21 protein-coding genes are annotated in these 25048 nt (G+C 66.6%); 17 read left to right on the forward strand and 4 right to left on the reverse strand.

The window, feature by feature from the left end:
- Nucleotides 1–198: 198 nt before the first annotated feature.
- From MUU56_RS04850 to MUU56_RS04900, 11 genes are all read left to right on the forward strand, one after another.
- Nucleotides 199–984, forward strand: a complete 786-nt coding sequence (locus MUU56_RS04850; RefSeq protein ID WP_244766182.1) for a transporter substrate-binding domain-containing protein — start codon at nt 199–201, stop codon at nt 982–984.
- A gap of 124 nt (nt 985–1108) precedes the next feature.
- On the forward strand, nt 1109–2623 hold the full coding sequence (locus tag MUU56_RS04855; protein WP_244766183.1) for a M81 family metallopeptidase: 1515 nt from the start codon (nt 1109–1111) through the stop codon (nt 2621–2623).
- 139 nt (nt 2624–2762) lie between these two features.
- Nucleotides 2763–3809, forward strand: coding sequence for a LacI family DNA-binding transcriptional regulator (locus MUU56_RS04860; protein WP_244766184.1), 1047 nt, complete (start codon nt 2763–2765; stop codon nt 3807–3809).
- A complete protein-coding gene (locus tag MUU56_RS04865; RefSeq protein WP_244766185.1) occupies nt 3802–4824 on the forward strand; it encodes an ABC transporter substrate-binding protein in 1023 nt (340 codons plus the stop codon). The genes MUU56_RS04860 and MUU56_RS04865 overlap by 8 nt, the downstream gene beginning before the upstream one ends.
- Nucleotides 4825–5069: 245 nt before the next feature.
- A complete protein-coding gene (locus MUU56_RS04870; protein ID WP_064332813.1) occupies nt 5070–5897 on the forward strand; it encodes an ABC transporter permease in 828 nt (275 codons plus the stop codon).
- A complete protein-coding gene (locus MUU56_RS04875) occupies nt 5894–6670 on the forward strand; it encodes an ABC transporter permease (RefSeq protein ID WP_244766186.1) in 777 nt (258 codons plus the stop codon). The genes MUU56_RS04870 and MUU56_RS04875 overlap by 4 nt, the downstream gene beginning before the upstream one ends.
- On the forward strand, nt 6663–7691 hold the full coding sequence (locus MUU56_RS04880; RefSeq protein ID WP_244766187.1) for an ABC transporter ATP-binding protein: 1029 nt from the start codon (nt 6663–6665) through the stop codon (nt 7689–7691). Before MUU56_RS04875 ends, MUU56_RS04880 begins: the two co-directional genes overlap by 8 nt.
- A 5-nt stretch (nt 7692–7696) precedes the next feature.
- The gene (locus MUU56_RS04885) at nt 7697–8620 is read left to right on the forward strand and encodes a nucleoside hydrolase (RefSeq protein WP_244766188.1); all 924 of its coding nucleotides are present in this window, start codon (nt 7697–7699) and stop codon (nt 8618–8620) included.
- Nucleotides 8617–10407, forward strand: coding sequence for an adenine deaminase (locus MUU56_RS04890; RefSeq protein WP_244766189.1), 1791 nt, complete (start codon nt 8617–8619; stop codon nt 10405–10407). Before MUU56_RS04885 ends, MUU56_RS04890 begins: the two co-directional genes overlap by 4 nt.
- On the forward strand, nt 10404–11306 hold the full coding sequence (locus MUU56_RS04895) for a DMT family transporter (RefSeq protein ID WP_244766190.1): 903 nt from the start codon (nt 10404–10406) through the stop codon (nt 11304–11306). Before MUU56_RS04890 ends, MUU56_RS04895 begins: the two co-directional genes overlap by 4 nt.
- A 16-nt stretch (nt 11307–11322) precedes the next feature.
- Nucleotides 11323–12624 (forward strand): amidohydrolase, encoded by a 1302-nt coding sequence (locus MUU56_RS04900; protein WP_244766191.1) that lies wholly within the window; start codon nt 11323–11325, stop codon nt 12622–12624.
- Nucleotides 12625–12702: 78 nt separating this feature from the next.
- Here MUU56_RS04900 and MUU56_RS04905 read toward each other — a convergent pair whose 3' ends face one another.
- Genes MUU56_RS04905 through capB form a run of 3 tightly spaced genes read right to left on the reverse strand, consistent with a single transcriptional unit; the run spans nt 12703 to nt 17477 of the window.
- Complete coding sequence (locus tag MUU56_RS04905) at nt 12703–14058, reverse strand: purine-cytosine permease family protein (RefSeq protein ID WP_244766192.1); 1356 nt, start codon at nt 14056–14058, stop codon at nt 12703–12705.
- 60 nt (nt 14059–14118) lie between these two features.
- Nucleotides 14119–15801 (reverse strand): hydantoinase/oxoprolinase family protein, encoded by a 1683-nt coding sequence (locus tag MUU56_RS04910; protein ID WP_244766193.1) that lies wholly within the window; start codon nt 15799–15801, stop codon nt 14119–14121.
- The gene (capB, locus tag MUU56_RS04915; RefSeq protein WP_244766194.1) at nt 15717–17477 is read right to left on the reverse strand and encodes a caprolactamase subunit beta; all 1761 of its coding nucleotides are present in this window, start codon (nt 17475–17477) and stop codon (nt 15717–15719) included. Before capB ends, MUU56_RS04910 begins: the two co-directional genes overlap by 85 nt.
- A gap of 242 nt (nt 17478–17719) precedes the next feature.
- On the opposite strand from capB, the gene MUU56_RS04920 reads away from it, so the two are divergent.
- Nucleotides 17720–18712: an AraC-like ligand-binding domain-containing protein gene (locus MUU56_RS04920; protein ID WP_244766195.1), complete on the forward strand. Its 993-nt coding sequence runs from the start codon at nt 17720–17722 to the stop codon at nt 18710–18712.
- A 36-nt stretch (nt 18713–18748) separates the two neighbouring features.
- Here MUU56_RS04920 and pdxR read toward each other — a convergent pair whose 3' ends face one another.
- Nucleotides 18749–20227 carry a MocR-like pyridoxine biosynthesis transcription factor PdxR gene (gene pdxR, locus MUU56_RS04925; RefSeq protein WP_244766196.1) on the reverse strand — a complete coding sequence of 493 codons (1479 nt, stop codon included), beginning with the start codon at nt 20225–20227 and terminating at the stop codon, nt 18749–18751.
- A 137-nt stretch (nt 20228–20364) separates the two neighbouring features.
- Here pdxR and tauA point away from each other — a divergent pair, with 137 nt between their 5' ends.
- The 5 genes from tauA (at nt 20365) to MUU56_RS04950 (ending at nt 25016) form a co-directional block, all read left to right on the forward strand.
- Nucleotides 20365–21384, forward strand: a complete 1020-nt coding sequence (gene tauA, locus MUU56_RS04930) for a taurine ABC transporter substrate-binding protein (RefSeq protein ID WP_244766197.1) — start codon at nt 20365–20367, stop codon at nt 21382–21384.
- 84 nt (nt 21385–21468) lie between these two features.
- Complete coding sequence (locus MUU56_RS04935; protein WP_244766198.1) at nt 21469–22281, forward strand: taurine ABC transporter ATP-binding protein; 813 nt, start codon at nt 21469–21471, stop codon at nt 22279–22281.
- On the forward strand, nt 22274–23101 hold the full coding sequence (locus tag MUU56_RS04940) for an ABC transporter permease subunit (protein WP_244766199.1): 828 nt from the start codon (nt 22274–22276) through the stop codon (nt 23099–23101). Before MUU56_RS04935 ends, MUU56_RS04940 begins: the two co-directional genes overlap by 8 nt.
- A gap of 110 nt (nt 23102–23211) precedes the next feature.
- Nucleotides 23212–23598, forward strand: coding sequence for a nuclear transport factor 2 family protein (locus MUU56_RS04945; RefSeq protein ID WP_244766200.1), 387 nt, complete (start codon nt 23212–23214; stop codon nt 23596–23598).
- A 17-nt stretch (nt 23599–23615) separates the two neighbouring features.
- Complete coding sequence (locus MUU56_RS04950; RefSeq protein WP_244766201.1) at nt 23616–25016, forward strand: NAD(P)/FAD-dependent oxidoreductase; 1401 nt, start codon at nt 23616–23618, stop codon at nt 25014–25016.
- Nucleotides 25017–25048 lie beyond the last annotated feature (32 nt).

The following is a 25048-nucleotide window of genomic DNA, read 5'->3' on the forward strand; positions in this document are numbered from 1 at the left end:
ATATATCTTTTGCATTGTTGCGCCGCCGGCTCAACGGTAATCCTACACGGGCAGAACGAAACCGACCGGATGCATCGTTCGCCAAGACCCACGAAATTCAGGTTGTTTCTTTTGCCTTGGCGTTTTGCGCCGGAGGGCGGGGCTGTGGGCGAAGCAAGCCGGCGACACAAACACGATGAGGGAACGATGATGAGAAAAATGGCGCTCCATGCGTGCACGGCGGTCGCGATCATCCTGTCGGGAGTGGCGTCGGCCGCGGCCGAGACGATCCGCATGGGCGCGGAGGGGGCCTATCCGCCCTTCAACTACGTCGCCGAGGATGGCCAACTCAAGGGCTTCGACATCGATATCGGCAATGCGATCTGCGCCGAGCTGAAGGCCGAATGCGAATGGAGCACCAACGAGTGGGACGGCATCATACCGGCGCTCCAGGCCGGCAAGTTCGATATCATCGCCTCCTCCATGGCGATCACCAAGGCGCGCATGGAGCAGGTGAGCTTTTCCGATCCCTACTATTTCAACGCCATGCGTTTCGTCGCTCTGAAGGAGCTGAACCTCCAGGAGGTCAAGCCCGATGCCGTCAAGGACCTGGTGATCGGCACGCAATCCGGCTCGATCGCCACCGACATGCTGAAGGACTTCTTCCCGGACAACGAGGTCAAACTCTATCCGACGCTCGGCGAAGCCTTCCTCGACATGAAGACCAGCCGCCTCGATCTCCTGGTCGAATCGAAGATCGCCATCGCCGACTGGCTGGCCGATGGCGAGGATTGCTGTGTCTTCGTCGGGGAGGAGTTCCTGCAGGACGGTACGCTCGGCGCGGGCCTCGCTTTCCGCAAGGACGACGATGCCCTGCGCGAGCGGGTGAATGCCGCCCTTGCCGAACTGGTGCGCAACGGCACCTATGAGACGATCCGCAAGACGTATTTCGACTTTGACATCCGCGAGAAGCCGAAGAATGCGAGCGCGCTCTTCGGCGGATAACCGGCTCTGACGGGACGAGGTCCGCCAGCGGGCCTCGTCTGCCGTCGCTGCCTGCCCGGATCGGGGCATGATCCGCTCTCTTATCTCTTTCATTGCCCGCCCGGCGAGGGCGGGAAGGATATTCATGTCCTATCGTGTCGCCATCATCGAGTTCATCAACGAATCCAACACCTTCACGCGGAAGCGGACCGGGATCGGCGATTTCCATGCCTCGCATTATTTCAAGGGCGGCGAGATCCCGCTGAAATTCGAGGGTACGGGATCGGAAGTGGGCGGGGCGATCGAGGTTGCGCGTGCGAGGGGCTGGACGCCGGTCTACATCGTCGCCGCCCATGCCGAGCCGAACGGCATCATCCTTGAAGCGGCGCGCACCGAGATTACGCAGGAATGCCTGCGTCGGCTTAAGGAAAGCGGACCGTTCGACGGGATCTTCGTGGCGCTGCACGGTGCGATGGTGACGGAGACGGACGAGGACGGCGACTGCCAGTTCCTGCGCGAAATCCGTGCGGTGGTCGGGTATGCGGTGCCGGTCGCCATCACGCTGGACCTGCACGCCAATGTCTTCGACGAGCTGGCCGATCTCGCGCAGATCTCCGTCTCCTTCCGCACCTATCCGCATATCGACATGCGGGAGGTCGGCGTCGAGGCCTGCGACCTGCTGCACCGGGCGATGGCCGGCGAGATCGCGCCGAAGCTCGCCATCCGCCGCCCGCCCATGCTGCTCGGCTGCGACGACGGGCGCACGACGGACAACGGGCCGATGTGCCGCCTCCTGGAAAGGGCCGCGGCGGAAGCGGCCGCGCCGGGCATGCTCGCCGTCTCGATCAATGCCGGCTTCACCGATGCCGATGTCTGGGCCGCCGGGCCGAGCGTCGTCGTCACCTATGACAGCGCCATTGTGTCCGCTGCGGCGGCCGAGGGCGTCGGCGAAAGGCTCTGCGCGGCCATCTGGTCCTTCCGCAACGAATGGATGCAGCCGGTGCCGCTGGCCGAATGCATCGCGGCGCTGAAGGCCGCCGATCCCAGGGACGGCATCGTCGTGGTGGCGGATTTTTCCGACAATCCCGGGTCGGGCGCCTACAGCGACTGCACGGCGCTGATCGCCGCCATGCTGGAGGCGCGGCTCACCAATGCCGCGGCCGGGGCGCTGCTCGATCCGGAAGCGGTGCGCGAGATCGCGGCGGCCGGTATCGGGGCCGAGGTCACGGTGACGATCGGCGGGCGCACGGATCCGGCGGTCGGCGGCGGTCCCCTGACGGTGACCGGCACGGTGATGGCGGTTACCGACGGCAGGTTCGTCTTCGAGGGGCCGATGTTCACCGGCCTGCCCGGCACCTGCGGCAGGAGCGTTTGCCTGCGCGTTGGCGGGCTCGACATCATGATCGTTTCCGAGCGCATGCAGATGCTGGACAAGAACATCTTCCGCGCCGTCGGCATCGAGCCGACCGAAAGGGCGATCCTCGCGGTGAAATCCATGCAGCACTTCAAAGGCGCGTTCGGGCCGATCGCCGAGCGCATGATCGTGACGGATGCCGGCGGGCTGAGTTCGCCGGATCTTGCACGCCGGACCTATACGCATCTTCGCCGCCCGGTTTTTCCGCTGGATTCTGAAGGCCTTGCGGTGACGGGGGCAGTCTGAGCCCCGGCCATCCGCCGGTGGCCCGCGTCGGACGGGGCGCAAGCGAAGACTGTTTTCCACCGGCGGAAACCAGCGGCGATTGACAATGTTTTAAACTGTGCTAATGTGATTAAACGTTTAATCATATCGATGAGCAGCCGTGAAGCCTTCGCGACCCAACCTTTCGGAACTGGCGCGCCACCTCGGGGTGTCGATCGCGACGGTATCGAATGCGCTGTCGGGCAAGGGGCGCCTGTCGCCGGAACTCGCAAGGCGTATCCGCGATGCGGCGGATAAGCTCGGCTATGTGCCGAGCCAGGCGGGCAGGGCGCTACGCACCGGCCGCAGCGGCGTGCTCGGCCTCGTCCTGCCCGATATCGGCAATCCGCTCTATCCGGAGATCGCACAGGAGATCGAGCGCGTGGCGACGGGGGCGGGCTACGGCGTGCTGATCGCCAATTCGCGCGACGAGATCGCCGCGCAGGACAAGGCGATCTTCCAGCTCATCGAGCGCGGCGTCGACGGCATCGTCATCGTTCCCCGCCGCGGCACGACGGTGCCGGAAACGCGCTGCCCCATCGCCATCATCGACACGCCGACGACGCCGCGCAACACCGTCTCGGCGGACCATTTCGCCGGCGGCGCCGAGGTCGCCGGCCACCTTGCGGCGCTCGGGCACGGCAGGGTCCTTCTGATCGGCGACGATCCGAGCTCGAATGTGCAGAACGCCCGCATCAGCGGCATGCGCTCGAAGCTGTCGGGCGTCGAGACGGAAACCATCTGGATCGTCGAACTCGAGGCCCGGCACGGCAAGGGCTGCGCGCTCGGGCTCGCGGACTGGCGGAAGCGGGGCTTTACCGCCTTCGCCTGCGTTTCCGATCCCCATGCGCTGCGCGCGCTCACGGAGCTGCAATCGGCCGGCATCGCCATTCCGGCGGAGGCCAGCATCACCGGATTCGACAATCTGCAATGGTCGTCCTTCATCTCGCCGCCGCTGACGACCTTGAAGATGAACATGCCGGAAATCGCGACGCTGGCGCTCGATGCGCTGGTCGAGGCGATCCAGTCCCGCGAGACCTCGGACGACACGCCGAGCCCGCCCGTCACCGCTCGAAAGGCCGCCGTGCCGATGGAGCTTGTCATCCGCCGTTCCAGTGGTCCCGCGCCATCTGCCGGTTTTTCCCAGGAGGAGTCCAAGCATGCATAAGAAAGTACTGGCCGCCAGCGTCTTCTGGCTCATGAGCGGTGCGCTCGCATCCGCCGAGGAGCAGACGCTGACCATTTCCGTCTATGGCTTCGTCCAGGAGGAATTCACCGAAGCGCTCTACAAGCCCTTCGAGGCGGAATGCGGCTGCAAGCTGGTCGTGGAGACCGGCAACAGCATCGAGCGCCTTGCCAAGCTCGAAGCCAACAAGGATGCCCCGGTCATCGACATGGCCGTCTTCTCGCTCGCCGACGCGCTTTCCGCCGCGCGCAAGGGCCTGACCGACAAGATCGATACGGCGAAGCTCTCCAACTACGACAAGCTCTACGATTTCGCCAAGGACCCGAACGGCGACGGCATGAGCGTCGGCTACACCATCTACAAGACCGGCATCGCCTATCGCACCGACAAGATGACGGTCGAATCCTGGGCGGACCTGCTGAAGGACGAGTATGCCGATCACGTCGCCCTGCCGAACATCACCACCAACCAGGGCGGGCCGGTGCTGAACATGATCGGCAAGGCGCTCGGCAAGGATTCGCCCGACCTCAAGGACGCCATGGCCGCCGTCGGCGAGAAGCGCGACGCGTTCGTCACCTTCTACGTCAAGAGCTCGCAGCTCGTGCAGCTCATGCAGCAGGAAGAGATCTGGGCCGCGCCGATGGGCCACTTCTCCTGGGCCGGCATTTCCAAGCTGGACCTGCCGATCGGCTGGGCCGCCACCAAGGAAGGCGACGCGGGCGACATGAACGCCATGGTGCTCGTCAAGGGCTCGAAGAACCAGGAACTGGCGCTGAAGTTCATGGACTTCTGGCTCTCGACGCCGATGCAGACGAAGATCGCCGAAATGCTGATCGACAGCCCGGCGAACAAGGAAGTCGTGGTCGCGCCGGAAATCGCCGAGAAGCTCACCTACGGCGCCGACGTCGCCAACAAGCTGACCTTCCTGCCGGCCGCGACGACCCTCGACTACCGCGAGAAGTGGCTCGCCGAGTGGAACACGGCGGTCGCGCAGTAAAGGCGTCCTGAACCGAAGGCGATCGCATTAAATTGCCCCTCACCCCAACCCTCTCCCCGCAAGCGGGAAGAGGGGACTTGTCCCACGAACCGTTGAGGAACTGGGGAAACCGGTACGGCATATCTCCTTCGCCCCGCCTGCGGGGAGAAGGTGGCCGGCAGGCCGGATGAGGGGCAATCTCCACATGCGATCGTTCCTGCGCTTCCCACCACCCCGAACGCTGCCCCCTTTCGGCAGGAGCACGCATGTTTCAAAATCGCGCTGAAGCCCTGGCGCTGGCCTTGCCGGCCGCCGTCTTCGCCACCGTCATCTTCCTGGTGCCGGTCGTCATCGTGCTGGCAGAGGGCTTCCGCAGCCCGGCCGGCTGGACGTTTTCCGCCTACACCAACTTCTTCTCCGAGCCGCTGAACCGGCTCGTGCTGGTGCGCACGTTCAAGCTCGGCATCGCCGTGACGGTGGTGTCCGCCATCATCGGCTATGCCGCCGCCTTCGCCATCGTCAATCTCAGCGCGTCCGGCAAGGGCCGCATGATCGGCCTCATCTCGCTGCCGCTGATGATCTCGCCGGTCGCGCGCACCTATGCCTGGATCGTTATCCTCGGCCGCACCGGCATCGTCAACCAGGCGCTGCAGGCCGTCGGCCTCAGCGACGAGCCGATCCGCCTGCTCTTCACCGAGACGGCGGTCTTCATCGGCCTCCTGCAGCTCTTCCTGCCGCTAATGATCCTGTCGCTGATCAGCGCGCTGGAAAACATGCCGAAGGATGCCATCCTCGCGGCCCGGGTGCTCGGGGCCAACTGGTTCCAGGTGTTCTGGAAGGTCATCCTGCCCTTGACGCGCGAAGGCCTCGTCGTCGGCGGCACGCTGGTCTTCACCGGCTCGCTGACGGCCTATATCACGCCTGCCATCCTCGGCGGCTCCAAGGTGCTGATGCTGGAGACGCTGCTCTTCCAGCGCGTCACCGTCGCCAACGATTTCGTCTCCGCAAGCGTCATCGCCTTCATCCTGATCGCCATGTGCTTTGCCGCGAACCTTCTCCTGAAACGGCTCGCCACCGCGAGGAACAAGCGATGAACCGCACGCTTTCCTTCTCCATCCTCACCGCGCTGATCGTCTTCCTGATCGGCCCGTTCCTGATCATCGTGGCGGCCTCGCTTTCGGCCGGCGATACGCTCGCCTTCCCGCCGCAGGGCCTGTCGCTGCGATGGATCGTCAAGGTCTTCACCGTCGAGAGCTTCCGCGACAGCTTCATCATGTCGATGATCCTTGCGGTCGGCGGAACCTTCGTCGCGCTCCTGCTCGGCGTGCCGGCGGCCTATGCGCTGTCGCGCTACAAGCTGCCCTTCGGCGAGGCGGTGAGCACCGTCGTCACCCTGCCGATCATCGTGCCGGGCATCATCGTGGGCCTCGCGCTCCTGCGTTACCTCGTCGTGCCCTTCAGCTTCTCGATCGGGGTCGCGCTGTTCCTTGCCCATACGGCCCTCGTGCTGCCCTATACGGTGCGCGTCGTCTCCTCTTCCTTCAACAACCTGCGCTCCGACATGGAAGAGGCGGCGGTGCTGCTCGGCGCCACCCGCCTCGGCGCGTTCTTCATGGTCGTGCTGCCGAATATCCGCGCGGGCATCCTCGCCGCCTTCATCCTCGGCTTCGTGACGAGCTTCAACCAGGTGCCCGTCTCGCTGTTCCTCTCGGGTCCCGGCGTTCGCACGCTGCCCATCGACATGCTCTCCTACATGGAAACCACCTACGATCCCTCCGTTGCTGCGCTGTCGGCGCTTCTCGCCCTGATGTCGATCGGCATCGTCTTCCTCGCAGAACGCTTCCTTGGATTCTCCCGCTATGTCTGATCGCGCCTTCCTCTCGCTTGAAAACCTGACGCTCTCCTACGGCAGCTCGATCGCCGTCGATAAATTCAACCTGGATATCCGGAAGGGCGAGCTCGTCGCCTTCCTCGGCCCCTCCGGCTGCGGCAAGACGACGACCATGCGCTCGATCGCCGGCCTTCTCACGCCGACCTCCGGCCGCATCACGCTCGACGGCACGGACATCACCCGCGTCTCCGCCAACAAGCGCAATGTCGGGCTGGTCTTCCAGTCCTACGCGCTCTTCCCGCATCTGACGGTCTTAGAGAACGTCGCCTTCGGCTTGCGGTTGAAGCGCATGCCGGCCGCCGATATCGAGGCGCGCGTCACCGCCGGCTTGAAATCCGTCGGCCTTTCCGCCTTCTCCGGTCGCAAGCCCGCCGAACTCTCCGGCGGCCAGCAGCAGCGCGTGGCGCTCGCCCGCTCCATGGTGATGGAGCCGAAGGTGCTCTTGCTCGACGAACCGCTCTCCAATCTCGATGCGCGCCTGCGCGTGGAAATGCGCGCCGAACTGCAGCGCGTGCAGAAGGAGACCGGCGTCACCATGATCTTCGTCACCCACGACCAGGCCGAGGCCCTGTCGCTCGCCGACCGCATCGTCGTCATGCGCGAGGGCCTGATCGAGCAGATAGGCACGCCGGAGGAGATCTACAACAACCCCGTCTCCTCCTTCGTCGCCGATTTCGTCGGCTTCGAGAACGTCTTCGCGCTGAAGGAGGGCAAGCTCGCCACCCCCGCCGGCGCGGTCGCCCTCCACGAAACCCTGCCCCGGAACGCCGCCGGCTTCGCCTGGCGTCCCGCCGGCGTGGCGCTGGATACGGGCCCGTTCAAGGGCCGGGTGAAGAGCGTTTCCTTCACCGGGAATCTGCGCGAATACCTGCTCGACACGCCGCTCGGGCCCATCACCGCCGAGGTCAGCGCCGCGCTGCCGGTCCATGAACTCGGCACGGAACTTTCCTTCGACCTGCCGCTGAAGGCGGCCGCTCCGCTCCAGCGCTTCGCGTGACCGCCATGGGCGTCTGGATCGATACGGATATGGGCTTCGACGACATCGCCGCCATCCTCGTGGTCGCGCACGCGAAGGAGCCCATCGACGGCGTTTCGCTGGTCTTCGGCAATTCCGGTTTTGCGCGGGTGCGCCAGAACGCGGCCTCGGCTGCCGCCGCCTTCGGCTGGACCTTTCCCATCCACGACGGCCGCGCCCTGCCTGTCCTGGGCCGTCTCGAAACCGCGGAGAACATTCTCTCCGAAGCCGGCATGCTGACCGCCGGCCGCAGCCTGCCCGCCGCCCCGTTGTTGCCGGAAAGCGATGCCTTCACCGCCCTCTGCCATTGGCTGGAGACGGCGGAAAGCCCGCGCCGCATCCTCGCCCTCGGCCCGCTCACCAACATCGCCGCCCTGGCGCTCGCGCGGCCGGACCTCGCGGGGAGGATCGGCGATCTCACCTGGATGGGCGGCGGCGTCACCGCGGGCAACCACACGGCCTCTGCCGAATTCAATGCCTTCGCCGACCCGGAAGCGCTCGCTATCGTGCTCGCCCATGGCCTGCCGCTCCGCATGGTCGATCTCGACCTCTGCCGCAAGGTCATCGCCTATCCGGACGACGCCGCGCCCATCCGTGCCGCGGGCGGCCGGAATGCCGAGCTGCTGGCCGACCTTCTCGCCGGCTACATCTCCATAGGGACGAGCCGCGGCCGCGCCGGCATGGCGATCTACGATCCGTGCGCCGCTGTCGCCTTCGTGCGGCCGGAGACCGTGACCTTCACCGCGGCCCGCATCGACGCCGAGCTTTCCGGCGCGCTGACCCGGGGCCGCACCGTGGTGGATGTCCGCGCGCCCGAGGAAAGGCGCAACGCCGCCTTCGCCTCCGATATCGACGTGGACGCTGCCCGTGCCGTCATCCTCGGCGCGCTGATCGCGGAGGCGCGGCGATGACCGGCCGGACCGACGCCCGCGATCTCGACGACGAAACCTTGAGGAAAAACGCCGTCGCGGCCGCCCGCGGCGACCGCGCCTTCGACATCCTCATCCGCGGCGGCATGCTGGTCGACGTGGTGACGGGCGAGCGGCGCCCCGCCGATATCGGCCTCGTCGGCCCGCTGATCGCCAGCGTCCATGTGCCGGATGCCCGCCGGGATGCCGCGGAAACGATCGATGCCGACGGGCTTTTCGTCTCGCCCGGCCTCATCGACACGCATATGCATGTCGAAAGCTCGATGATCACGCCCGCTCGCTATGCCGCGGCGACCCTGCCGCGCGGCGTCACGATGCTCGTCTGGGATCCGCACGAGCTCGGCAATGTGCACGGCGTCGCCGGCGTCGACTGGGCGGCGGAGGCGGCGCGCGTGCTGGCGCAGCGCCATGTGCTGCTCGCGCCCTCCTGCGTGCCGTCGGCGCCGGGCCTGGAACTGGCCGGCGCCGATCTTCCGGCCGAAACCATCGCCGCGCTGCTCGCCCGCCCGGAGATCGGCGGCATCGCCGAGGTCATGGACATGCGCGCCGTCATCGAGGGGCGGGCGCGCATGAGCGCCATCCTCGCCGCCGGCCGCCGCTCCGGCAAGCCGATCCACGGCCATGCCCGCAGCCTGGAAGGCGCCGACCTGCAGGCCTTCGTCACGTCGGGCATCAGCTCCGATCACGAGATCGTCTCGGGCGAGGACCTCCTGCAGAAGCTGCGTGCCGGCCTCACCATCGAGCTGCGCGGCTCGCACGATCACCTGCTGCCCGAATGCGTCGCCGCCCTCAATGTGCTGCCGCAATTCCCGCAGACGGTGACGCTGTGCACCGACGACGTCTTCCCGGACGATCTTTTCCATGCCGGCGGCCTCGACGACGTGGTGCGCCGCCTCGTGCGCTACGGAATGAAGCCGGAATCGGCTCTGCAGGCCGCAACGCTGAACGCCGCCCGCCGCATCGGCCGCACCGACCTCGGCCTCATCGCCCCCGGCCGCCGCGCCGACATCGTGCTTTTCCGGGACCTTGCCGATTTCCACGCGAAACTGGTCTTTTGCAGCGGCCGTCTCGTCGCCCGCGATGGTGCGCTCATCGAAGCGGCGGAGGAAGTCGATGCGGCGCCGCTCCGCGGCTCCATGCATCTCTCGCCGCTTGCGGAAAATGATTTCCGCATTCCCTGCGCGGGCAGCGAGGCGACCGTCGCCGTCATCGCAAGACCGCGCTTCACCGAATGGGCCGAGGCCGTCGCACGGGTCGAGAACGGTTTCGTCGTCCCCCCCGTCGGCACCACGCTCATCGCCGTGGCGCACCGGCACGGCAAGGCGGATGCGCGCCCGCGTGTCGGCTTCCTCTCGGGCTGGGGCGAATGGCGCGGCGCGCTTGCCACCACGGTCTCGCATGACAGCCACAACCTTACGGTCTTCGGCGGCAATGCGCGGGACATGGCCGTTGCCGCCAATGCGGTGATCGCGGCTGGCGGCGGCATGGCCGTCGCGGCCGATGGGAGGGTTTTGGCGCTGCTCGCGCTGCCGCTTTCCGGCCTGATCTCGGATGCGCCGCTCGAGGATGTGGCCGGCGCCTTCTCGGCGCTGCGCGCCGCGGCAGACGGCATCGTCGACTGGCAGCCGCCCTATCTGGTGTTCAAGGCCGTCTTCGGCGCGACGCTCGCCTGCAATGCCGGCCCGCACCAGACCGACCGCGGCATTGCCGACGGCACGACCGGCGCGCTGCTCGAAAGCCCGGTCCTGAGCATCCGGGGCCTCTCGTGAGCACGCCTGCCAACGCCATCGTCCCATCGGCCAGCACCGGCCTGCTGCTGCCGGCGGTCTTCGTGCCGCTCTGGTCGAGCGGCTTCGTGCTGGCGCGGCTCGTCGCGCCCCATGCGGAGCCGTTGACCTTCCTTGCCGTGCGCTTCTTCCTCGCATTCCTGGCGCTTGCCGCCATCGCGCTCTGGAAGGGCGCGGCCTGGCCGCGCTCGCATCATGAATGGCGGCAGGCGCTGCTGGCCGGCGTGCTGATCCACGGCGTCTATCTCGGCGGCGTCTTCTGGTCGGTGGCGAACGGCCTGCCGACGGCGATCTCCGCGCTGATGGCGGGCATGCAGCCGCTGCTCGTGACGCTTCTTGCGGGGCGGGTGCTCGGCGAGCGCATGTCGCGGCGCGGTGCCGTCGGCGTCGTCATTGGCGCCGTCGGCACGCTGGTCACGCTGGCGCCGAAGCTCGGCGCGACGGATGCCGGCGGCATCCCCCTCGTGCCGCTTCTCGTCTGCCTTGCCGGGGTTCTTGCCATCACCACCGGCTCCATTCTGGTGAAACGCACGAAGATCACCGCCGATCCGCTGACCAACACGGCCGTGCAGTATATCGGCGCGCTGGTTCCGACGGCCGTCCTCGTGCCCTTCGTCGGCGGCCCGGGCTTCGATACGGCGGCGGTGTCATTGTGGATCGGCCTTGCCTGGTCGGTCTTCGGCATGTCGCTCGGGGCGATCCTCCTGCTCCTGCACATGATCCGCCGCGGGGCGCTGTCGAAAGTGTCCTCGCTCTTCTTCCTCGTGCCCGGCGTCTCGGCCCTGATGGCCTGGATCGGTTTCGGCGAAAGCCTGACCATCGTCCAGATCGCCGGTCTTTCCATCGCGACGCTCGGCGTCTCCCTCGCCAGCCGCGGCTAAACCGACAGGAACCACCATGACCCTTGCCGAGATGATCGCCGCCAGCAATGCGCCCGCCGTGCTCGTGCGCCGCGACCTGCATCGCCATCCGGAAACCGCCTTCCTCGAATACCGCACCGCCTCGCGCATCGCGGCCTATCTCGATCATCTCGGTTTTGCCGTGCGCACCGGCCGCGAGGTGATGGACTACGATGCCGTCATCGATCCGCCGCCGGCCGGGCAGGTGGCGGATGCGAGGCGGGCGGCGCTCGCCGCGGGCGGGGACCCCGCCTGGATGGAGCGCATGCCGGACGGCCTGACGGGCATCGTCGCCGACTACCGTTTTGGCGAAGGTCCTGTCGTCGCCTTCCGCTTCGACATGGATGCCTTGCCGGTCAGCGAGACCGAGGCGGCGGAGCACCGGCCGAACGCGGAGGACTACCGTTCCCGCTTTGCCGGGCGCATGCATGCCTGCGGCCATGACGGGCATGTCGGCATCGGCCTTGCCCTTGCCCGACGGCTCAGCCGGGAAAAGGGGCTTTCCGGCACCCTGCGCCTGATCTTCCAGCCGGCCGAGGAGAGTGCGCGCGGCGCCGCGCCCATGGTGGCGGGCGGCGCGGTCGAAGGGGTCGATCATCTCTTCGTCGGTCATCTCGGCTGCCTGCTGCCCTCCGGCAAGATCGGCGCCAGCGCCGTCGGCTTCCTGTTCTCGAGCCGCTTCGTCGTCACGTTCCGCGGCGCCGTCGCCCATGCGGCGATGGGCCCGCAGGAGGGGCGCAACGCGCTGCTGGCGGGCGCTGCGGCAGCGCTCGGCCTGCACGGCGTTTCGCGTTTTGCCGGTGCAGAGACCTTCGTCAATGTCGGCATGCTTACGGCCGGCACGGCCTTCAACATCGTTGCCGATACCTGCGAGATGCTGGTGGAGGTGCGGGCCGACGACCGCGCGGCGCATGACTACATGGTCGAGCGGCTCCGCGCGGTCATCGAGGGTGCCGCCGCCATGCAGCAGTGCGACGTGGAGATCGTGCGCAAGAGCCATATGCCCGGAAACGAGAACAGCCGGGACGCTGCCGAGCTCATCGCCGCGGTCGCGCGGGGCCTGCCCGGCGTCACCGAGGTGCTGCCGGAATGGTCGATCGGCGGCGGCGACGATGCCTGCCTGATGATCCGCCGCGTGCGGGAGAACGGCGGTTCGGCCGCCTATTGCATCATCGGCAGCGACATTCCCGCCGTACACCACGCCGCCGATTTCGATATCGACGAGGCATCGCTGGAAACCGGCGTGTCGCTGTTCGCAGGCGTTGCGCAGCGGCTGCTGGGGCCGCAGGGCGGCCGGTAGCAGGTCGCTGCAGCGTCCGGCAGCCGGCCGGGCGAATAAGGGACCGTGCCCCGCAAGAAGGAGGCACGGCCGTTGGGTTCAGCCCGCCACCAGGAACCAGGAGCGGCGCGCCTGCATCAGCCCCGCGGCATAGATGGAGAAGGCGAGGACCGCGGTCGCCGGCGCCGAGAGCTCCGCATAGGTGCCACCCCAGACATGCAGCGCGATGCCGGCCGCTGCGGCGATGAACCAGGCGCTGATGCCGAGCGGGTTGAAGGCCGGCACATGGCTGGAGCGGTATTCGATGGCAGGCCCCACCAGCGTGCTGTAGCGGTCGATCAGGATGTGCGCCATGGCGACGGCGACCCAGGCGACGACGAAGATGCCCTGGTAGGCGAGGGCCTGGAGCAGGTAGGCGAAGACGTCGGCCAGCATCAGGAGATAGACGATGACGCCGACCGCGATCGCCCAGCCGACGCGTCCGAAGGGCAGGCGGCCGAAGAGTTGCACCAGCGCTTCGAGGTTGACGGCGGCAAGGTAGTAGTTCGCCGTGTTGATGCGCGTCTGGGTGACCCAGACGAAGGCGAGGCCCCAGATGCCCATGAGCTTCAGGAGCGCCAGCAGCACGCTGACCTCCGAGAGCGCGCCGAGATCCGGTACGGTGCCGATCATGAACATGCCGAAAAGCCCGCTGACCAGGAAGGCGACGGCATAGAAGGGCGTGCCGAAGTTGAACCAGGCGTGATAGCCGGCGTCCTCCTGCCGGCCGAAGCGGGCATAGTCGAAGGTGAACATCATCAGCACCCAGACGCCCATGTAATAGACGAAGCAGGACCACCAGCCGCCGGCCGGCGCGCCGGTTTCCGGGCCGAGGTTCAGCCACTTGTCGCTGTAGCCGTATTCGCCGATGGCGAGCGCGACGGCGACGATCAGGCCGAGGATGTAGAAGGGCAGCAGCACGCCGTTGAACTTGTCGAGCCAGGTCTGGATGCTGCCGAAGATCAGGGGCACGCTGTAGAGCACGACGATCAGGGCTGCGAGCGGATAGGAGATCGACGGCAGCACGGTGTTGATGCCGACGGCGATGACCGAGCCCTCGAAGACGGCGTAGTAGATCGCCGTGGCGCAGAAGATCAGCGTCGCCAGCCCCGCCCCGACATTGCCGAAGAGGACGCGCGAGAACAGCGCCACGGAAAGTCCGGTGCGGATGGCGAAGCGGCTCAGCACCGCATTGACAACGCCATAGGCGATGACCGACAGCACGATGCCGATGATGGCGTTGCGCGTGCCGAAATTCAGCGCCATCGCCGCGCCGACGACGATATAGAAGACGGCGCTGCACACCGCCCACCAGGCCATGGTCAAGGCGCCCCTGGGCATGCGGGCATGTGGCGGGACCGCCACGTTGGAAAAATCCGAATTGTCGGCTTCGGTGGCCGATAGGTTGCCTGCCATCTTGTTCCCCTCGATTGTTGCAGGTGATGCGGCCCTGCCGGTGGCGGCGGGGCCATTGGCTCAGGTGCGCGTCAGCAGGTAGCTGCCGCTTTCATGCAGCACGCTCGTCCAGCCGGGCTCGATGACGATGGTCGTCGTCACCTCCTCGATGATCGCCGGCCCCGCGATGCGGGCGCCCGCGCCAAGTTTCGCGCCGTCATAGATCGGCGTGGAGACCGCCTTGCCGGACTGGTCGAAGATCGCCTCGCGGTAGCCCTTGAGCGCCGCCTTCGCATCGCCGCCTTCGGCGAGTTTCGGCGGGCGGACCTTCTCGATGAGGCCGTAGACGGTGGATTCGAGGTTCACGACTTCGACCGCGCTGTGGCGTTCGGCATAGGTGTAGAGTTCCTCGTGGCGGGCGTGGAAGGCGTCCTTGACCTTTTCGATGGTCGTCTCGTCGATCGGGAACGTGCCGATATCGACCGTGCATTCATGCACCTGGCCGACATAGCGCATGTCGATGGAGCGCTTGATGGCGATCGCGTCGTCGGCAAAACCGTCCGCCTTCAGATGCGCGACGCCCTTCTCCTCGATCTCGCGGAACAGGCTGTCGATGCGCTGGTAGGCTCTCGCATTGTCGAGCCGCACCGGGGCGGGAGCCATGTAGTTGTATTTGACGTCGGAGATGATCTGGCCGAAGGCGCAGAGGCCGGAGGCAAGTTTCGGCAGGATGATCGTGTCGATGCCCATCTCGCCCGCCAGCGCCGTGATATGCGCCGCCGTCGCTCCGCCCGCGCCGACCAGCACGAAATCGCGCGGATCATAGCCGCGCTCGACGGAGACGCGGCGGATGCCGTTGACCATGCTGTTGTTGACGATGGCGAACATGCCGTAGGCCGCCTGCTCGACGGAGATGCCGAGCGGTTCGGCGACGCGCGCCACCGCCGCGCGTGCCTTCTCGATATCGAGCGGCAGCTTGCCGCCGAGCAGGCCCTCCGGGTTGAGGTAGCCGAGCACGAGATTGGCGTCGGAGGTCGTCGGCTCCGTGCCGCCGCGGCCGTAGCAGGCGGGGCCGGGCTCGGAGCCCGCCGATTGCGGGCCGACCTGCAAGAGGCCGAGCGGATCGATCCAGCCGATGGAGCCGCCGCCTGCGCCCAGCGTCTCGACCTGGATCATCGGCACGCCGATGCGGTAGCGCAGGAAATCGATGTTCTTGTTGAGGTTGGTCTGGCCGTTGCGGGTCAGCGTGATGTCGAAGGAGGTGCCGCCCATGTCGACGGTGATGACGTTCTTGTGGTCGAAGGGCGCGCCGGCATAGAGCCCCGCCTGCGGCGCGGAGGCCGGGCCGGAATTGATGGCGTAGACGGAGCGGTCGGTCATCACCTGGCCGACCGCGAGCCCTCCGTTCGACTGGAAGTAGCGCACCGGCTGCTTGGCGCCGAGCGTGCGGAAATAGGTGTCGACGGCGGCGACGTAGCGGCGCATGACGGGGGCGAGATAGGCGTTAGTGACGGCTGTGGAGGTGCGGGTGTATTCGCGCACCTGCGGGTAAAGCTCGCCGCCGACGGTGAGGATCGCCTCCGGCATCATCTCGCGCACGATTTCCGCCGCGCGCCGCTCATGGCTCGGGTCGAGCACCGACCAGACGAAGGAAATGGCGACGGTCTCGACACCCTCCTTTAGGAACAGGCGGCAGGCCTCGCGCACGTCCTCCTCGTGCAGCGGGGTGCGCACCGAGCCGTCGGACAGGATGCGCTCGCGCACGCCGCGCCTTCGATGGAGACGAGGCCGTTGCGCACGTCCCACACGACCTTCTCAACCGGCCGCTCGAAGGGATTGCCGTAGCCGCCGCCGCCCGGATTGAGGTTGGTGATGGTCTCGCCCGGCTTGATGGTCTCAATGATGTTCTTGCGCTCCACCTCGACCTTGCCGCCGCGGCGCAGCTCCACGCGGCCGACCTTGGTGTCGACCATCGCCGATCTTGCGCCTGCCGCGCCCATGGCGGGAATGCGCCGGCCTTCGCCGAAACCGATGCACAGCATGTCGCCGTTGAGCGGCTCGACCTCCCAGGCGGTGCCGGAGCCGCCGCGGAATTTTCCGGCGCCGCCGGAATCGGTCATCAGCGAATAGCGGTGGATGACGATAGGGTAGGAATATTCCAGAAGCTCGACGTCGCCGGAGGTGAGCGCGCCGAAGCAGCATTCCGGGCCGACGGCATGCCAGCCGTCCTGCTTGGGCGTCGCGCCGCCGCCGGAGATGATGGTGGCGAGCACCATGGTGACGAATTCCTCGTTGGTGCGGGAATCGCGGCCGGCGATGTTGAGGCCGTTGGCGTGGCCCCAGGAGGCGGAGACCTTCGACGGCATGGCCTTCTCGAAGGCGAGGCGCACCGCGTCGGTCAGCGTTTCCATCGGCGTCGTCGTGCAGTTCATGTGCGGGGCGGGTTCCTCAGCATTGCAGAGCGTACCCTTCGGCCCGAAATCGAGGCTGACGCAGCGATAGAGGCCCTCGTTGTAGGGCGGCGGCAGGGCGGCGAACATCATCAGGCCGAGATAGACGCCGGAATGGGAATTGCCCTCGTAGGAATTGATGAAATAGGGGACCTGCGGCGGGCTGGCGATGGCGATGTGGCAGCTATCGCCCGTGACCGTCACCGTCGCCTTGATCTCGAAATCGCCGAAACCGTGGCCGGCATCCTCCAGGATGGCTGAGCCCTCGTAGGTGCCGTCGGGCACGGTCGCGATCAACGCGCGCATGTGCCGGTCGGCCATGTCGAGCAAGGTATCGACGCAGGCGTCGACCTGCTCCTTGCCGTATTTGTCGAGCATGGCGATGAGGTTGCGCTCGCCGACCTGGCAGGCGCCGATCAGCGCCCGGAAGTCGCCCTCCTGGTCGCGGCGGGCGCGCATGTTGGTGAGGATCATGTTGAGCACGTCGTTGCGTGGCATGCCGCGGTCCCAGATCTTGACCGGCGGAATGCGCAGGCACTCGGCGTAGATCTCGGTGGCGTTGGGGTTGTAGCCGGCGGGAACGGGCCCGCCGATGTCGGTGAGATGCCCCTTGCAGACGGTCCAGTAGACCAGCTCGCCCTTGTAGAAGACCGGCTTGTACATGCAGGTGTCGATGGCGTGGCTGCCGCCGAAGGCCGGGTCGTTGTGCAGGAACAGGTCGCCCTCGTGGATGTCGTCGCCGAAGAAGGCGGCCACCGCCTTCATGGCGGGGATGAGCGAGCCGAGATGGATCGGGATGTCCTGGCCCTGCAGGATCATCTCCGGCTGGGCGTTGAACAGCGCCGTCGAATAATCGTGCGCCAGGTTGAAGACCGACGAGCGCGCCGTCTTTTCGAGCGCGAGCGTCATTTCGCGCTGGGTGGTCTCGAGCATGCCGCGCACGACCGAAAGGGTGATCGGGTCTACCTTTGAAGTCTGGGTATGGTTCATCGTGTTCACGCTGGTTGAGGGCGAGAATCGACGGCCTGGAAACCGTTGGAAGTGCTGATGTGACTGTTCCCTTGAGCCGCCGGTATCTGTCGCACCGTTGAAGCCGGGGTCAATCTAGGCAGAGTTTTCCGCTCCGGTCTTTGCAGCGCGGGAACGACGAATTGCGCGCGGGCGCACAAGCTGTCATTTTCGTTGCCTGGCGAAAATCATGTGCATACCTTTGTTCGAAGAGGGCAAGCCGCATGAAGACGAGCATCACCACAAGCGCGACACGCGCGCCGGACCGTAGCCGCCACTGGCACGAGGCCATCGCCTCGGCCTATTTTCCGCTCGACCTGCGCTTTCGCGACGCTGACCGGTTTTCCGGCGACCTGACGACCTGGCAGTTCGGCGACGTCTCGATCTCGCGCCTCACGTCAGACGCCTTGCAGTATCATCGCCTGCCGCATCATTTCCGCGCCGCGCGTGACGAGGAATTTCTCGTCACGGTGCCGGCCAAGGCGGAAGTGTTCTTTTCCCAGTGCGGCAAGGACATCAAGTGCCCGCCCGGCGGCTTCTTCCTGGAGCGCAGCAGCGAGCCCTACCAGTTCAGCCATGCCGAGCCGGCGGACATGTGGGTGCTGAAGGTGGAGGCCGATGCGCTGGCCGGCCGCATGCGCGCGCCCGACCGTTTCTGCACCCTGCAATTCGAGGCGAACAACGGGGCGGGCGGCCTCTTCACCGACATGCTGCATCTCCTGCCCGCCCGTTTCGACGGCATGACGCAGGAGGCGCGCGTGACCGTCGGCCGCCAGCTCGTCGATCTGCTCGTGCTGGCGATCAAGGCGGACGACCGGGTGCTGACCTCGGGCAATTCCACCGTGCGCGGCGCGCATCTCGCCCGCATCGAGGCCTATATGCGCGCCAATCTCCAGGATTTCCGCCTCGACCCGGAGCGCATCGCGCGGGCCTGCGGCATTTCCACCCGCTACCTGCACGAACTGTTCCGCGATACGGGCCAGACGGTCCGCAGCTGGATCCGCGACCAGAGGCTGATGGCTTGCCGGGAAGCGCTGGAAGATCCGGGCAATTTCCAGACGGCGGCGGAGATCGCCTATCGCTGGGGTTTCGGCGACCAGACGCAGTTCTCCCGCGTCTTCAAGGCCGAGTTCGGCGTGCCGCCGGGCGAATTCCGCGAGAAGGCCCGGGCCGGCCAGCAGGGTGCCGCGGGGCCGGCCAAGTCCGCGCTTTCATAGGAACTCCGGTGGGCAAGCGTCTGCCGGGCCGGCGGCTTACCCGCCTGCAAGGCGGTCGATGCAGGCCCGCACGCGCGAAACGCCCTCGACGATGTTGGCGCGCGGGATCGAGGAATAGCCCATGCGGAAATAGCGGCAGGGCCTGTCGCTCTCCGGAAAGAACGGCGAGCCGGATTCGACGAGCACGCCGTCCTGGCGCAGTTCGTGCACCAGCCGGTCGGCGTCCAGTCCTTCCGGCCCCTCCATCCAGAAGGACGTGCCGCCGAAGGCGGAGGACCCGGCGATCGTCAGTCCCTCCCGCCGCAGCGCCTCGGCCATGAGGACGTGGCGCTTGTGGTATTCCGTGCGCATGCGGTGCAGCACGGCGTCGTAATGGCCGAGCGCGAGGAAATAGGCGCTGGTGCGTTGCAGGTGGCCGGGCGGGTGGCGCAGCATCAGGGAGCGGAGCGCGCGCGCCTCGCGGATGAACGAGGCGGGCGCGACGAGGTAGCCCAGCCGCAGGCCGGGAAACAGCGATTTCGAGAAGCTGCCGATATAGAGCACGCGCCCGGTGGAATCGAAGGCCTTCAGCGCCGGCGAGGGCGGGGCAAGATAGCTGATCTCGAACTCGTAGTCGTCCTCGACGATGACGAAATCCTTTTCCGCCGCGGCCTGCAGCAGCCGCGTGCGCCGGTCGATCGGCATGGTCGCGCCCGTCGGCGAATGGTGGCTCGGCGTGACGAAGACCGCGTCGGTATCCTCCGGCAGGTCGTCCGGCGGCAGGCCCTCGCCGTCGACGTCCACGGTCGTGACCCTGGCGCCGCTGAGCAGCAGCGAGGCGCTGATATCGGGATGGCAGGGGTTTTCACAGACCGCCCTGGACCCCTTGTCCAGGATAAGGCGGGTGACGATCCACAAGGCGTTCTGCGCGCCGACGGTGATGAGGACTTCGTCCGGGTTCGCATGGATGCCCCGCCGGGGCAGGGTGCGCGAGCAGATGTAGTTGACGAGCCTGACATCGTCGGCGGCGGCGAAATCGCTTGCCATCAGGATGAAATCCTCGCGCGCCAGCGCCCGGCGGGCGCAATCGCGCCAGGCGTTGAGGTCGAACAGCGATGGGTCCATCTGGCCATAGAGGAAAGGATAGGGGTAGCGCCGCCAGTCGAGCGGTTTCGACACCTGGCGTACGACTGCAAAACCCATCTTCATCTTACCCGCCCAGTCCACCGGGGACGAACCGGACGACGGGCGGTCGTTTTCCAGGCCCTTGCCCGGCGGATTGCTCGCGATGCGGTAGGAGCTGCGGTTGGCGGCCTCCACATAACCCTGCGACACCAGCTCCTGATAGGCGAGCGTTATCGTGATGCGCGAGATATGGAGGTAGTCGGCGAGCTTGCGGGTCGAGGGCAGGTGCGCGCCGGGCTGGACGCGGCCCGCAAGCACGGCGGAGACCACCGTTTCCCGCAACTGCGCCTGGAGGCCCAGCCCGCTCTCCCGGTCGATGAAGAAGATCGTCTCGGAAACGTTGGTGCGCATGGCGTCCGTGCTGCGAGGAGGCAATCTGGATTTATTCAACTTCCAAACTGGATATAACGCAAGCGGGGTGCGGCATTTATCACTTTTGTCAAGAAGACCGGGGCAGCCGGCTCAAGCACCAATCGATGAGGAGAACGATGATGCTTTTCAAGAATTTCAATCGCCTGGCCACCACTGCCGGCCTTCTGGCAGGCCTTCTTGCGTCAGGCGCCGCTTACGCACAAACCAGTCTGGTCGTCGGCTATCAGCAGATCGTCGGCCCGTTCGTCGCCGCCATCGCCGATGGCCGCTTCGACGCGGCCGCCAAGGAGGCGGGTTATACGATCGACTGGCGCCAGTTCTCGTCGGCCGGTGACATCACGACGGCGCTCGCCTCGGGCGACGTGCCGATCGGCGTGATCGGCTCGACCGGCACGGCGGCGGCGGCCACGCGCGGCGTCGAGCTCCAGCTTTTCTGGATCCTCGACAATATCGGCAAGTCCGAGGCGCTGGTCGCCCGTGACGGCTCGGGCATCGAGACGCCGGCGGATCTCAAGGGCAAGAAGGTCGCCGTGCCCTTCGTCTCGACCTCGCATTTCCACCTGCTCGTCGGCATGAACAAGGTGTGGAACATCGATCCGCGCGAGGTGGAGATCCTCAACCTGAAGCCGCCGCAGATCGTCGCGGCCTGGCAGCGCGGCGATATCGACGCCGCCTATGTCTGGCCGCCGGCCCTGTCGGAAATCCTGAAGACCGGCAAGGTGATCTCCGATTCCGAGGTCATCGGCGCTGCCAGCGTGCCGACCTTCGACGGGCTGGTGGTCGATAAGGCCTGGGCCGCGGAGAACCCCAAGCTGATGGAGGCCTTCACCAGGGTTCTTGCCGAATCCTACGCCGACTACAATGCCAACAAGGCCGCCTGGACGGTGGATTCGCCGCAGGTGCAGGGTATCGTCAAGCTCATCGGCGGCGACGGTCCGAGCACGGTGGAGGCGCTGGAGCTGCTCTCCTTCCCGAACGCGGACGAGCAGGCCTCGGACACATGGCTCGGCGGCGGGGCGACCCGCGCGCTTACCGAGAGCGCGAAGTTCCTCGTCGAGCAGAAGCAGATCGGCAAGTCGCTGGACGACTATGCGCCCTACGTGAATGGGAGCTTCGCCGGGGCGGCTGCGAAATAGCATAGTCTTGCCGCTTGCACCGGCCGCCTTTCGCGGCCGGTGTGTCCACCAGACCCGTGACCGAGGTGCAGGGAGGCATTTCTCATGGAAACACTCAGCGTCAGGAACATCAGTCTGACCTATCCGGGCTTGTACTCGGACCAGGCGGTGATCGCCCTGAAAGGCGTCAACCTTACCATCAAGAGCGGGGATTTCGTCGTCGCGCTCGGCGCTTCGGGCTGCGGGAAGACCACGCTGCTCAACCTCATGGCGGGCTTCATGGCCCCCTCGGAAGGCGATATCTCGCTCGGCAACCACCGGGTCAACGGGCCGGGCGCCGAGCGCGGCGTGGTCTTCCAGAAGCATGCGCTGCTGCCCTGGCTCAACGTCATCGAGAACACCGAATTCGGCCTGAAGCTGCGCGGCGTCGACAAGGCGACGCGGCGGGAGATCGCGACCAAGAACCTTGCCCTCGTCGGCCTGCAGGATTTCCACCGCCACATGATCTATCACCTGTCGGGCGGCATGCAACAGCGCGTCGGCATCGCGCGGGCGCTGACCTGCGACCCCGCCATGCTTCTGATGGACGAGCCGATGGCGGCACTCGACGCGCTGACGCGCGAAACCATCCAGGAACTCCTGCTGGAGGTCTGGCAGCTCACCAACAAGATGTTCTTCTTCATCACGCACAGCGTCGAGGAGGCGCTGTTCCTCGGCTCGCGGCTGATCGTCATGTCGCCGCGCCCCGGCCGCATCACCCATACCTACGAACTCGACTTCAACCGCCGCTTCCTTGCCGAAGGCAATGCCCGCGCGATCAAGTCGAGCCCGGAATTCATCCGCATGCGCGAGGAAGTGCTCGGCATCATCTATGGCGACGAACGTGCGTCCGGCAACCCGGAGGTGGCCCATGCTTGACAGAGTGACACGCGCCAAGCCCGCCAAGGCCGGCAAGATCTTCGGCGCCCCGGGCGATGGCAGCAGCGGCCTGATCAGCTTCGTGACGGCGGCCGTGCTCGTCGCACTGTGGTTCCTCGTGACGGAATCCGGCTGGGTCAAGCCGCTCTTCCTGCCCTCGCCGCTCTCGGTCTGGGAGAAGTTCTGGCTGGCGATGACGGAAGGGGTCTCGAACTCCACGCTGATGCAGCACACGCTCGCCAGTATCGGCCGCGTCTTCGGCGCCTTCCTGCTGGCCCTGGTCACGGCGGTGCCGATCGGCATCCTGATGGGCGTCAACCGTTTCGTGCGGGGCCTTTTCGATCCCATCATCGAGTTCTACCGCCCGCTGCCGCCGCTCGCCTACCTGCCGCTCGTCATCATCTGGCTCGGCATCGGCGAGTTCCCGAAGGTGTTCCTGATCTATCTGGCGATCTTCGCGCCGATGGCGATCGCCGCGAGGGCCGGCGTGCGTTCGGTCTCGACGGAGCAGATCCACGCCGCCTATGCGATGGGCGCCACCCGCGGCCAGGTCATCGGCCAGGTGATCATGAAGGCGGCCCTGCCGGAGATCTTCACCGGCATGCGCATCGGCATCGGCGTCGGCTGGACGACGCTGGTGGCAGCCGAAATGGTCGCCGCCAACCGCGGTCTCGGCTTCATGGTGCTGAACGCCGCCGAAAACCTCGAAAGCGATACGGTGATCATGGGCATCTTCATCATCGGCCTCTTCGCCTTCGCCTTCGATCTCCTGATCCGCTACCTCGAAAAGACGCTGATCCCCTGGAAGGGGCGCATCTAACCGGCGGCGGACAGCCCGACACTCCAACGACCCGGCCCCGGCGGCCTTTGAAGACGGCCTTTCCCGTCTCCGGCGGAGCCATGCCTTGCGACAAGCCAGAGGACTGCACGATGACACTCAGCGCAACCGATCTCAAAACCCTGTTCGACGCCTTCAACCGGCATGACATCGATGGGGTCATGCAATTCTTCGCCGAGGACTGCGTGTTCAACGCGGTCGGTGGCCCGGACGTCCACGGCAATCGCATCGAGGGCGCCAGGGCGATCGCCGAGGCCTTCAGCGGCGTCTGGACGGCGATGCCGGATGCCGAATGGGCCGGTCACAGCCATTTTACGGCCGGCGACCGGGGTGTCTCCGAGTGGACCTTCCGCGGCACGGCGGCCGACGGCAGCCGCATCGAGGCGGAAGGCTGCGACCTCTTCACCTTCGCGAACGGCAAGATCGTCCGCAAGCAGGCGTTCCGGAAGAACCGGCCGGTCCTGCAACCCCGGTACTGAACGCTCGGAGCACGGCCATGCAATTGCGCACCATTCCTCCCAAGACCGGCAGGGCGCCGTTCGATCCCGCCTATGATCCGGAAACGGCTCCGACCCCGGGCACCGGCAAGGACTACGCGCCGACCTACTGGATCGGCACGGCTGGCCCCGAGCCGGAGGACGACGGCCCCGTCACGCGCGACATGGACGTCGACGTCGCGATCATCGGCTCCGGCTATACCGGCCTTTCCTGCGCCATCCATCTCGCCCGCGAGCACGGCATCAAGGCGACGGTGCTGGAGGCCAACGGGGTTGCCTGGGGATGCAGCACCCGCAATGGCGGGCAGGCGCAGATTTCCGCCGGCCGCCTGAAGCGCTCGCAATGGATCGCCCGCTGGGGCGTCGATGTCGCCCGCAGGATGCATGCGGAAATCGCCGAAGGGTTCGACCTGTTCCGGTCGCTGATCCGTGAACCCGGGATCGACTGCGACCCGCAGGACGGCGGCCATCTCTATATCGCCCATCGCGACAAGGTGCTGCCGGCGCTGGAAAGCGAGGTCCGCGTCCTCAACGAGACCTTCGGTTACCGCGCCCGCATGGTCTCGCGCGGGGAGATCCACAGCGATTTCGTGCGCGATGCGGAGGCGCGCGGCGCCATGTACGAGCCGGATGGCATGGGCATCCACGCCGCAAAGCTGGCCTTCGGCTATCTCCGCCTGGCGCGGCGGCTCGGCGCGAGGGTGCACACGTCGAGCCCGGTGCTCGACTGCACGGCGAAGGGCGGCGTGCATTATCTCCGCACGCCCGGCGGCACGGTGCGCGCCCGCGCCGTCTGCATCGCCACGGCCGGCTACACGTCCCCCGGCATGAACGTGCTGACCCGGCGCCGACTGATGCCGATCCTGTCGAACTCGGTCGTCACCCGGCCGCTGACGGAGAGCGAGCAGCAGGCGCTGAACTTCAGGGCGCGCATTCCGCTCACCGACACGCGCACGCTCCGCCACTATTACCGCATGCTGCCGGACGGCCGGGTGCAGATCGGCAGCCGCAGCGCCATCACCGGGCGCGACGCCGCAAACCCGAAACACCTCGCGCTGCTGCTGGAGGGGCTCTACCGCAAGTTCCCGATCCTGCGCGGCATCGGGATCGATTACTCCTGGTGGGGCTGGGTGGATGTCAGCCACGACATGATGCCCCGCATCTTCCAGCCGGACCCCGCGCAGAAACTGTTCTACGCCATGGGCTATGGCGGCAACGGCGTCATGTATTCGGCGCAGGCCGGACGCCGCATGGCGCAAATGGTCGCCGGCAAGGGTGCCGGCCTCGACCTTCCCATCTTCACCTCGCCGCTGCCGAGCCACGGGCTCCTGACGCCGTTCCGCCGGCTCGGCCAGTGGGGCATGTACCGCTGGTACTACCTGCGCGACGAAATCCTCTAACCCATTGAAACCAATTCCGAAGGAAAGGAAGC

The sequence above is a fragment of the Shinella yambaruensis genome, from assembly GCF_022899355.1.
GTDB lineage: Bacteria > Pseudomonadota > Alphaproteobacteria > Rhizobiales > Rhizobiaceae > Shinella > Shinella yambaruensis.

Bases quoted from the DNA above. Each gene is read 5' to 3' on its own strand.
- MUU56_RS04940 (WP_244766199.1), top strand. From the start codon at position 22,274: ATGCTTGACAGAGTGACACGCGCCAAGCCCGCCAAGGCCGGCAAGATC.
- MUU56_RS04950 (WP_244766201.1), top strand. From the start codon at position 23,616: ATGCAATTGCGCACCATTCCTCCCAAGACCGGCAGGGCGCCGTTCGAT.
- MUU56_RS04890 (WP_244766189.1), top strand. From the start codon at position 8,617: ATGACCGGCCGGACCGACGCCCGCGATCTCGACGACGAAACCTTGAGG.
- MUU56_RS04920 (WP_244766195.1), top strand. From the start codon at position 17,720: ATGAAGACGAGCATCACCACAAGCGCGACACGCGCGCCGGACCGTAGC.
- MUU56_RS04865 (WP_244766185.1), top strand. From the start codon at position 3,802: ATGCATAAGAAAGTACTGGCCGCCAGCGTCTTCTGGCTCATGAGCGGT.
- MUU56_RS04900 (WP_244766191.1), top strand. From the start codon at position 11,323: ATGACCCTTGCCGAGATGATCGCCGCCAGCAATGCGCCCGCCGTGCTC.
- capB (WP_244766194.1), bottom strand. From the start codon at position 17,477: ATGAACCATACCCAGACTTCAAAGGTAGACCCGATCACCCTTTCGGTC.
- MUU56_RS04880 (WP_244766187.1), top strand. From the start codon at position 6,663: ATGTCTGATCGCGCCTTCCTCTCGCTTGAAAACCTGACGCTCTCCTAC.
- tauA (WP_244766197.1), top strand. From the start codon at position 20,365: ATGATGCTTTTCAAGAATTTCAATCGCCTGGCCACCACTGCCGGCCTT.
- pdxR (WP_244766196.1), bottom strand. From the start codon at position 20,227: ATGCGCACCAACGTTTCCGAGACGATCTTCTTCATCGACCGGGAGAGC.
- MUU56_RS04855 (WP_244766183.1), top strand. From the start codon at position 1,109: ATGTCCTATCGTGTCGCCATCATCGAGTTCATCAACGAATCCAACACC.
- MUU56_RS04935 (WP_244766198.1), top strand. From the start codon at position 21,469: ATGGAAACACTCAGCGTCAGGAACATCAGTCTGACCTATCCGGGCTTG.
- MUU56_RS04870 (WP_064332813.1), top strand. From the start codon at position 5,070: ATGTTTCAAAATCGCGCTGAAGCCCTGGCGCTGGCCTTGCCGGCCGCC.
- MUU56_RS04905 (WP_244766192.1), bottom strand. From the start codon at position 14,058: ATGGCAGGCAACCTATCGGCCACCGAAGCCGACAATTCGGATTTTTCC.
- MUU56_RS04885 (WP_244766188.1), top strand. From the start codon at position 7,697: ATGGGCGTCTGGATCGATACGGATATGGGCTTCGACGACATCGCCGCC.
- MUU56_RS04875 (WP_244766186.1), top strand. From the start codon at position 5,894: ATGAACCGCACGCTTTCCTTCTCCATCCTCACCGCGCTGATCGTCTTC.
- MUU56_RS04850 (WP_244766182.1), top strand. From the start codon at position 199: ATGGCGCTCCATGCGTGCACGGCGGTCGCGATCATCCTGTCGGGAGTG.
- MUU56_RS04945 (WP_244766200.1), top strand. From the start codon at position 23,212: ATGACACTCAGCGCAACCGATCTCAAAACCCTGTTCGACGCCTTCAAC.